We start from the raw sequence: 9,887 nt of genomic DNA on the forward strand, positions 1-9,887 counted from the left end.
TTTTAATTATTAATTATTTATCGCCTTTTCAACCTCAGCCTTGATTTTATCGAATTCGGCTTTCAGGCTACATGACTTACCGTTCTTAACCCTACTCCATACCAACTGCTGCGGATACACCATAACATCAGTTTCGGCAAACTTCAGTGCAGGATACTCTTTCTGTCCGTCAACCACAGTCACCCATTCCATACCGTCCATCTCATTGACAAGTATTGCGCCGAAAGCCATACCGAAAGACTCCCATGCCTGACGCTGGCTGTTGTTGAACTTGCCGCTGTCCATCACCTTCTGAATGCTTGCAATGTCAGCTTCTGATGAAGTAAAATCTTTTGTAAGCTGTTTCTTGATAGTCATCACAGCCCAGTCGAAACTCTCGTTGATGGAATTGATTTCGAGTACACGCACAGGAATGACCTCTTTCCAAGGTTTCTCTCCCTCACATCTCACCTTCAACGAAGTTATAATATTCTCAGCAGGTTTCATGCTTTCTCCTTTGGCTACAGTGAAAGAACATTCCACAGAGATGTCACCCCTACCTGTAATCCACAGATGCGAAGTGTACCAGTTTCCGTTTTCCTGGAAATTCTCAGTTGAATAGACACACGACCATTCTCCCACCTTCACCAGTCGTGAAGTACGGTTGTTCTTCAATTCATAGTCCATACACTCTTCGGCATACTTCTTGTCCTGCCCTTTGAAAGCAGAGATTCTGAAATTGCCGTTCCACTTTTCAGGATTATAAAAAAGGAAGCTGTCTTCTGTATCTTCAAACTCGTTCCATCCTGCCGGATATTCCAGCGAGAACCATGAACCGGGAGAAATATATTTCATATAAGAGATAGTTTAGATGTTAATACTTAATTCTGTATGCAAATATAATGCTTTATAGGATAAGATAAAAAACTTTTCCCCCGTCAATATGAGTTTTCGGGCTGATATTAAACAGCATTTAAACGGTATTTAAGCACCGTTTAAATGCTGTTTAGATTAAAATTATATTTGCAAGCCTTTTGCAAAACATTTGCAAAGCCATATTATATCAATACTCTATCACCATTCCGTCGTAAGTCTGATGCATGTGCGCCGGTAGCATTTTCTCCACATCTGCATGTAGACCGATATGATGGCTGGCATGTATGAAATATGTTTCCTTAGCGGAAATATTTTTTGCGCGCTCAATAGCCTCCGGAAGACTCTGGTGTGTCCAGTGAGGTTCAAGACGAAGTGCGTTCATTATGAGACAATCCAGATTTTCCAGAAAGACATTGCTTTCCTTAGGCATCTCTGTCATATCAGTAACCCATGCCATATCTCCTATTCTAAAAGCAAGGATAGGCATCTTGCCGTGCATGACTCTGAAGGGAGTGATTTCCACTGTATTGCCATGCATACCTGTTACAGAAAACGGTTTGCCCAGTTTTATTCTCTGCAAAGGTATCCTGGGAACACCTGGATACGGATGTTCGACAAAACAATATGGTATGCGCTGCTGCAAGCGTTCGGCTGTATAATCTTCGGCATAGACAGGCACATCCTTGAACTGGCAGAAAGGACGAAGGTCGTCAAGTCCGCCCACATGGTCGTAATGTTCGTGTGTGATAAGCACGGCATCGATAGGTCCGAAATCTTCCAGACGCAACATCTGCTCACGAAAATCAGGACCACAGTCAATCAAAATCCTTACTCCGTCAACTTCAACCAGTCCTGAACACCTGAGACGTCTGTCGCGAGGGTCGGTACTGGTACATACCGGACATGTACACCCCACTTGAGGCACTCCGGTAGATGTTCCGCTTCCCAATATTGTTATCTTCATAATAGTCGTACTTAGTTTATTTTGTATTATTGTCAATAAATATAATTTACCTCCGGATGTATATCCACTCCGAACTTATCCTTTACTGACTTTATTATTTCATTTGCCAGATGTGAAATCTCATTTCCTGTAGCACCACCGAGGTTCACCAAAACAAGGGCCTGTTTCTGATAGACTCCCGCACGTCCTATGTTGCGTCCCTTCCATCCGCAACGGTCTATCATCCATCCGGCTGGTACTTTTACTGTATTTTCATCTACAGGATAATGCGGCATGTCAGGATATTCTTCCTGCAACTGTCTGAACTTCTGCACTGAAACCATAGGGTTCATAAAGAAACTTCCAGCATTACCAAGCTCTGACGGTTCCGGCAGTTTGGAACGGCGCACATCTATTATTACGTTTCGTACATTTTCCAGCGACGGTTCAAGACCTCTTCTTTCGAGTTCGGCACTGATATTTCCGTACGAGAGATGATATCCGGCTTTCTTGCTGAGACGGTATGTGACGTGCGTCACTATGTATTTTCCTTTTAGTTCTTCCTTAAAGATGCTGTTACGGTAAGAATAACGGCATTCTTCGTTCGTGAAGACGCGTTCGGAAACATCGGAGACACTGACCGTGTGGACTTTCAGGATTATATCTTTTGCCTCCACCCCGTATGCACCTATATTCTGTACGGCAGACGCTCCTACTTCACCGGGTATGATTGAAAGATTTTCTGCTCCATACCAACCTTCGGATACGGTATATGCCACAAAATCATCCCATACCTCGCCCGCTCCGGCCTTTATATCTATCCACTCGTCAGACTCACCTTCTACGCAGAAGCCTTTTATTGCAGAATGTAATATTGTACCCTTAAAATCGGAAATGAACAGGAGATTACTTCCACCGCCAATATGCAGCAAAGGCAAAGTGACGTCATTCGACGCAAGAAATGATTTTAGCTCGTCTACAGATGTATATTCCACAAAACGGGATGTCTTTACATCCATTCCGAACGTATTGTATTCAAGTATAGGATAATCTGTATATTCTTTCATTATTTCTTCGGTTATATTTATCAGTCGCCCAAATCTTCAAATTTATAGAGTTTCCACTTTCCGTGAATTCTCCTGAAATAAAGAGTGTTACTCAGTCCGTTTCCCAAGCCTTTGAATTCTACGATTTTAGTATTAGACTCCTCTGTTTCCTTCTGTCCGTAACGGATATTTGTAAATTTTTCGGTTGGCATTGGAGGACGGAAAGCGAACCACTGTCCTTTTTCCAAAGTAGTTTCAAGAACAGAAAATTCGTCCTCAGGATCTACAGTAGAGAACAGTAAAGGTTCTGACAGTCTTTCAGACTGGAAAATAGAATCAGAAGCAAATCGATGATAAAACTCATAAAAATCTTCTCCTCCGTTTTTTGCACGGCTCATTTTTTCCTTATTTACTGCCTCAAGATACCAACGCTCATTCTTTAGTTCGAAATAATACCGCCTGATATGATAATCAGAAAGATAAATCCAGTCAATCTGTACGCTGGTTGTTGATGTACCGTTCTCAAGTTCCAGATCCTCCTCTTTATCAAAAATTACTGTATACAGTTGGGTTGAATCAAACATCGGATCGAAAACCCATTCATCTGCCGATAGCCTTGAAACCGTAGTATCATTATAAAAAGAAACGGGGAACTGGATACGTGAATGCTGAAATTCTTCATCGGAAGTGAAATAATAAAGAAAATCGATGAAACTGGCATCGGCTGTGGTCGGCACCACTTCATCCACAACTATTAATGTGTCCGACAATTCCTCATCGGATGCTGAAACAGAATCAGTCTGAACCAGTTCAACTCCTTGCTCGTCCGACAATGATTCGGACCTTTTATGCTGCCCCACACACGACACAACCATGAGCAACAAGACATATCCTAATAGAATACTTTTCATTTAATTATGCCTAATCTAAAAATACGTGACAAAAATACCTATTTTTTTCTTTCGTAAACGAATATAAGTCAAGTTTTCTTTTTTATTAGCTGAAAAAGAAATTATTTCAGTTTAAATAATTAACTTTGCGCCAATGTAAAATACTTAAAACAGTAATATATGTTAGCAAAAATAGAAGAGTTACTTAAAGAAATAGAAGATTTGAAGGCTTCGAACGCTGAAGAACTGGAAGCGCTGAGAATAAAATACCTTAGCAAAAAAGGTGCTATCAATGCACTGATGGCTGACTTCAGAAATGTGGCAGCAGAACAGAAGAAGGAAGTGGGAATGAAACTGAACGAGCTGAAGAACCGTACTCAGGAACGTATAGCAGCTCTGAAAGAAGCTTTCGAAATGCAGGACAACGGTGCCGCGGAACTTGACCTTACACGTACTGCCTACCCTATCGACTTGGGTACACGTCATCCGTTGAGTATTGTAAAGAACGAAATCATCGATATATTCAGCCGCATGGGATTCACCATTGCCGATGGTCCTGAAGTGGAAGACGACTGGCATGTATTCTCTTCTATGAACTTCGCTGAAGACCATCCGGCACGCGACATGCAGGATACATTCTTCATTGAAAGCCATCCTGACATTATCCTTAGAACACATACATCGTCTGTACAAAGCCGTGTGATGGAAGTTTCACAACCTCCTATCCGCGTAATCTGCCCGGGACGCGTTTACAGAAACGAAGCTATCAGCTACAGAGCACACTGCTTCTTCCATCAGGTAGAAGGTCTGTATATCGACAAGAATGTTTCATTCACCGACTTGAAGCAGGTACTTCTTCAGTTTGCTCAGGAAATGTTCGGAGAAGGTACAAAGATCCGTCTTCGTCCGTCGTACTTCCCATTCACAGAGCCTAGTGCGGAAATGGATATCAGCTGCGATATCTGTGGAGGAGAAGGTTGTCCGTTCTGTAAATACACAGGTTGGGTGGAAATTCTTGGATGCGGTATGGTAGATCCTGCGGTGCTCGAAGCTAACGGAATAGACAGCAAGGTTTATTCAGGTTACGCATTCGGTATGGGTGTAGAACGTATAGCAAACCTGAAATACAAAGTAAAAGACTTGCGTATGTTCTCGGAAAACGATACAAGATTCCTTACTGAATTCGAGGCTGCCAACTGATAAACGGCATTACGAAAACATATAATTTAAACAAGGCACGGTGACCGCAATACTGCGAATCCGTGCCTTTGGATTATAAAACCGGCAAATCAATCAAACAATATAGATATCACATAATATAGATATGAGCAAAGATAAACTTATCACGCCAAGCTATTGCTGCATTCTGGCTGCAAATTTTCTGCTATATTTCGGTTTCTGGCTGCTTATTCCGGTACTGCCTTTCTATCTTGAAGAGATATTCGGAGTATCAAACACCACAATCGGAATAGTACTTTCATGCTATACCATTGCAGCTTTGTGCATACGACCTTTTTCAGGTTATTTTCTAGATACCTTTGCCAGAAAGCCTCTTTATCTTGTGGCTTACTTTATCTTCACATCTATATTTGCCGGATATATGCTCGCCGGTACCCTCACCCTCTTTATCATACTGAGAGTCGTACACGGTCTTTCGTTCGGAATGGTAACTGTGGGTGGAAACACCCTGGTGATTGACATCATGCCTTCTTCCAGAAGAGGCGAAGGATTGGGATATTACGGACTGACAAACAATCTGGCCATGTCTATAGGACCGATGTTCGGTCTGTTCCTTCACAATGCAGGAGCTTCATATACAACCATATTCTCGTATGCCTTGGTTTCAGGAATACTGGGAATAATTATGGCTTCGTGTGTGAAAACCGAATATCGTCCGCCTGTAAAACGCGAGCCTATTTCGCTGGACAGATTTATTCTGATAAAAGGACTGCCGGGAGGATTGAGTCTTCTGCTGCTTTCTATCCCTTACGGAATGACTACCAACTATGTGGCCATGTACGCAAAACAGATAGGCATTACTGCCGAAACAGGATTGTTTTTCACGTTCATGGCCGTAGGAATGGCCATAAGCCGGTTGTTCAGCGGCAAGCTTGTGGATAAAGGGAAGATAACAGAAGTTATTACAGCAGGAATGTATCTTGTATCGTTCTGTTATTTCGGACTTACAGCTTGCGGTTGGATTATAGACTGGAACTATACTGTCACAACAGTCTTTTTCTTTGCCATTTCACTTTTGCTGGGAGTAGGATTCGGAACTATGTTCCCGGCTTACAACACACTTTTCGTAAACCTGGCTCCAAACAGCCAAAGAGGAACGGCTACGAGCACATACCTTACTTCGTGGGATGTAGGTATAGGTATAGGAATGCTTAGCGGTGGAAGTATTGCAGAAATATCTTCATTCAGATATGCGTATCTGTTTGGAGCAATTCTGACATTAGTTTCAATGTTTTATTTTAAATTAAAGGCCGGACCTCATTTTATCAGAAACAAAGTGAGATAAAATTCAGTCTTTATATGTAAAAACATATATATGCGAGAACCCTCCATCAACCTCAGTTATTTGGGAGGATATTATGAAAGGACGAAACAGTTCGATATTGTCACAGATAAATTCCGGAACATACGGTGAATATTGATCAATATTCTGTACCACTTTATCCATATCAGCTACCATTATATATGAAGCTTCTCTGGACAGATTCGAAAGACAATGATAAAATATACTGCTTCTAGATTGGGATATTGCATTTGTAATACAAGAGTCTACCTTCTCGCGACCTGAGACTATGAGAATACTATCCGACAAAACATTTCTGATATTATCCAAACGCAAGTTAGTATCATGCATGCAGCTATCCGGCTCGTACATTGAGCCACTAAGATAAAGTACATCACTGTTCAGATGAAGCTCGAACTCACTCCACACATTTTTGTTATCAGCCAACAGAGGGAACGAACCTGTACGCCCGTAGAATGTAAGATAGTTGGCTGATTTCTTTATCTGATGCTTACTGAAAACAGTATCCTTAGCTAATGAACTACCATCTTTTACGGCATCAATGACCCGTTCTATCAAATTCTTGTGATAACTTACAACTATATATCCATCTCCACTCAATACAGAAAGGAAATTGGCAGTTTTCCCCAATGGATATATTTCTATTTTCCGTCCTCTATATTCTTCAGTTTTGGGATAAACGTCAGAACCATACTTTTGACGTAGAATATCAAGTACAAATTTATTACCACCTCCAGCTATATTAAAATATGCCACAACGTCTTTTGTAGGAGTTGAATCGTGAAAACTTATCATCAGACGCTTAATCTGATTTGAAAGTCCATGTGTATTTACAGAGGTGTATTTTGTAATATCGGTAAGGATATTGTTAATGAGTTCCGAATGATGTAGTGTATCAAGATCTATTGCATACGAGGTACGTGGAAATTCACTAGTATAATAGCCTATATTATCTGTGTCGAGAACGCCATTGCAATCGTCAGGAATCAGGGCAAACATATTTATATCCTTACCCTTTTCTGCATCTGTCAAACTAAGAAAACTATAAAATGCCACTCCAACACAGAATAACAAGACAGACAATCCGACCCCTATTTTAACAACAGTACGAAACCTCATATAACTCTTTTTGGCAAAGATAGAAAAAACTTTCTAAAAAAAGTACAAATTATACAAAAGTTTATACATAAAAAAAGTCCCGCATTACTGCAGGACTTTAATATTGTCAATCGGATGGGGTGACTAGTGGGACTCGAACCCACGACATTCAGAACCACAATCTGACGCTCTAACCGACTGAACTATAGTCACCATAATATACTTATGAACAGGAAAGGGTGACTAGTGGGACTCGAACCCACGACATTCAGAACCACAATCTGACGCTCTAACCGACTGAACTATAGTCACCATTTGTCGGCTTTCCTTTCAAAAGCGATGCAAAGGTACGCATTATTTCCGTTTTTGCAAACTTTTCGCCTATTTTTTTTCATTTTTATCTATAACAAATATACTATCGCCATTCTTCAAGATACGATTAGTATCCTGAATATATCTGTTCATTTTTTGTTTTTCATTATTATTCAGACACTTAGCATCTATATCTGCCGGATATAAGATAAAATCGGATTTATTGTTCAAAATCGGCCTTGAAGTCCATACAAGAGATTTTTCACAAGATAACAATCGTGTTATACCATTTATTCTCTTAAAGTAAAGTTTCACAGACAGTCCTCCATCAGTATTTCTTGCACTCATATTGGATATGTAATTCCCTAAAGAAAATACTACCAGGTGTTTTTGTGGACATATACTGTCGCCTATCATAGCTACAGGCTGTACAACGTGTGGATGAGAACCTATAACATGATCCACCCCCATACTTATAAGCCACTCCGCAAGTTCTATTTCTTCTGAAGATGGTGTAGTTTTATATTCCTGTCCCCAATGCATGACAGCAATGATAATATCCGGTTTCATCAGCCTGGCTTTCATTATATCCTGCTTCAACTGTTGTCTGTCAATAAAGTTAACTATATTGGGCTTTGTGACACGTATCCCGTTTGTTCCATAGGTGGCATTCAAAAAAGCAACCTTAAAACCTTTTTTCTCAACAAGCAACGGATAATTATGAATTCTGTCGTCAGCATTCTTATATGTACCTGCACGTTTTATCTTTAATGAATCAAGCATATCTATAGTTCTCTCAAGTCCTGGTTTACCTCTGTCAAGACAATGATTATTTGCAGTCATAAGAACATCAAAACCGGCATCACGGATAGCAAAAAGGAATTCATCTGGAGCACTAAATGCCGGATATCCTCTATAAGGCGGACCTCCCAAAGTCACTTCCAAGTTTCCAACTGCTATGTCAGCAGAACGTATATATGGTCTGACATACATGAAACATCGGCTATAGTCATATCTTCCATCTGCCATTTTTGCTGCATTGATCTGGGCATCATGCTGCATTAAATCTCCGGCAAAAAATATTGATAGCGTATCAGAAGAAACTGCAAAAACAGTTGTTGCCGACAGCCATAAAACTATCGGCAACAACTGTGAAATATACTTGTTTATTATATTCATGTATTAGAAACATTTCAGAATCAAACTATATCCAAAAACAATTTAAACAGCCCCCAAACATTATTTAATCATCGTTTAAAATCAGTTTAAGCTTATTCGGATATTATGCAAGTCATTATTTATATATGGCTTTCTTTCCTGCAAGAAGAGTGTTTTTCATGAGCGAAACTATAGTCATAGGACCTACTCCGCCGGGAACAGGAGTTATGTAGGAACATTTAGGTGATACTTCATCAAACTTCACATCACCTGTAAGCTTGAATCCTGACTTTCGGCTCGCATCCGGCACTCTGGTTGTACCTACATCTATAACTACCGCACCTTCTTTTACCATTCCTGCAGTAACAAATTCAGGCTGTCCCAAAGCAGCAATAATAATATCAGCCTCACGACATTCTTCAACAAGGTTCTTACTTCTACTGTGACAAACAGTAACCGTAGCATCACCCGGGTAAGCCTTCTGCATCATCAACGAGGCCATAGGCTTACCTACAATATTGCTTCGTCCTAAAACAACACATTTCTTTCCGCTGGTCTCTATATTGTATCTTTTCAGCAATTCCAATATTCCGTTAGGAGTAGCCGAGACATAACATGGCAGTCCAATTGACATCCTTCCAACATTTATCGGATGAAAGCCATCGACATCTTTTCTATAATCTATAGTTTCAATAACCTTTTGTTCCGAAATATGTTTTGGCAAAGGTAATTGTACAATAAAGCCATCAACATCATCGTCGGCATTAAGTTCCCTGACTTTCGAAAGAAGCTCTTCCTCGGTAACATCAGATTCGAAACGTATCAATGTAGACTTGAAGCCACACACTTCGCATGCTTTTACTTTATTTGCCACATACGTTTCACTACCTCCATCATGACCTACAAGAATAGCCGCCAGATGCGGACGTTTACCACCAGAAGCCACAATCTGAGCAACGTCCTGAGCAATTTCCTGTTTAACCTGTTCAGATATTGCCTTTCCGTCTATCAATATCATAAGCTACAATTTTTAAGTTACAAAG

The 9,887-nt window shown here is 40.4% G+C and carries 9 protein-coding genes and 2 tRNA genes; 2 read left to right on the forward strand and 9 right to left on the reverse strand.

The genetic code is table 11. The features are described 5' to 3' along the window. Nucleotides 1-9 precede the first annotated feature (9 nt). The 4 genes from I6E24_RS01145 to I6E24_RS01160 form a co-directional block, all read right to left on the reverse strand. Nucleotides 10-834 carry a DUF3805 domain-containing protein gene (locus I6E24_RS01145; protein WP_235325561.1) on the reverse strand — a complete coding sequence of 275 codons (825 nt, stop codon included), beginning with the start codon at nucleotides 832-834 and terminating at the stop codon, nucleotides 10-12. A 208-nt stretch (nucleotides 835-1,042) separates the two neighbouring features. Further along, nucleotides 1,043-1,819 (reverse strand): MBL fold metallo-hydrolase, encoded by a 777-nt coding sequence (locus I6E24_RS01150; RefSeq protein WP_235325562.1) that lies wholly within the window; start codon nucleotides 1,817-1,819, stop codon nucleotides 1,043-1,045. A 32-nt stretch (nucleotides 1,820-1,851) separates the two neighbouring features. Beyond that, nucleotides 1,852-2,865, reverse strand: a complete 1,014-nt coding sequence (gene murB, locus I6E24_RS01155; RefSeq protein WP_235325564.1) for a UDP-N-acetylmuramate dehydrogenase — start codon at nucleotides 2,863-2,865, stop codon at nucleotides 1,852-1,854. A 20-nt stretch (nucleotides 2,866-2,885) separates the two neighbouring features. Beyond that, a complete protein-coding gene (locus I6E24_RS01160) occupies nucleotides 2,886-3,755 on the reverse strand; it encodes a DUF4348 domain-containing protein (protein WP_235325566.1) in 870 nt (289 codons plus the stop codon). Nucleotides 3,756-3,914: 159 nt separating this feature from the next. Between I6E24_RS01160 and pheS the strand changes: the two genes are divergently transcribed. After that, nucleotides 3,915-4,934, forward strand: coding sequence for a phenylalanine--tRNA ligase subunit alpha (gene pheS / locus I6E24_RS01165; RefSeq protein WP_235325568.1), 1,020 nt, complete (start codon nucleotides 3,915-3,917; stop codon nucleotides 4,932-4,934). Between the two features lie 124 nt (nucleotides 4,935-5,058). Beyond that, complete coding sequence (locus I6E24_RS01170) at nucleotides 5,059-6,258, forward strand: MFS transporter (protein WP_235325570.1); 1,200 nt, start codon at nucleotides 5,059-5,061, stop codon at nucleotides 6,256-6,258. 3 nt (nucleotides 6,259-6,261) lie between these two features. On the opposite strand, the gene I6E24_RS01175 is transcribed toward I6E24_RS01170, so the two are convergent. The 5 genes from I6E24_RS01175 to folD all read right to left on the reverse strand — a co-directional run bounded on the left by I6E24_RS01175 (nucleotide 6,262) and on the right by folD (nucleotide 9,862). Beyond that, on the reverse strand, nucleotides 6,262-7,308 hold the full coding sequence (locus tag I6E24_RS01175; protein WP_235325572.1) for a DUF3352 domain-containing protein: 1,047 nt from the start codon (nucleotides 7,306-7,308) through the stop codon (nucleotides 6,262-6,264). 202 nt (nucleotides 7,309-7,510) lie between these two features. After that, nucleotides 7,511-7,587: transfer RNA gene (locus tag I6E24_RS01180), tRNA-His, on the reverse strand. Nucleotides 7,588-7,612: 25 nt separating this feature from the next. Continuing rightward, a tRNA-His gene (locus tag I6E24_RS01185) sits at nucleotides 7,613-7,686 on the reverse strand. Nucleotides 7,687-7,755: 69 nt separating this feature from the next. Beyond that, the gene (locus tag I6E24_RS01190; RefSeq protein WP_235325574.1) at nucleotides 7,756-8,865 is read right to left on the reverse strand and encodes a CapA family protein; all 1,110 of its coding nucleotides are present in this window, start codon (nucleotides 8,863-8,865) and stop codon (nucleotides 7,756-7,758) included. Between the two features lie 115 nt (nucleotides 8,866-8,980). Beyond that, on the reverse strand, nucleotides 8,981-9,862 hold the full coding sequence (gene folD, locus I6E24_RS01195) for a bifunctional methylenetetrahydrofolate dehydrogenase/methenyltetrahydrofolate cyclohydrolase FolD (protein WP_235325577.1): 882 nt from the start codon (nucleotides 9,860-9,862) through the stop codon (nucleotides 8,981-8,983). Between the last annotated feature and the right edge of the window lie 25 nt (nucleotides 9,863-9,887).

The sequence above is a fragment of the Bacteroides caecigallinarum genome (genome assembly GCF_021530995.1).
Lineage (GTDB): Bacteria > Bacteroidota > Bacteroidia > Bacteroidales > Bacteroidaceae > Phocaeicola > Phocaeicola faecigallinarum.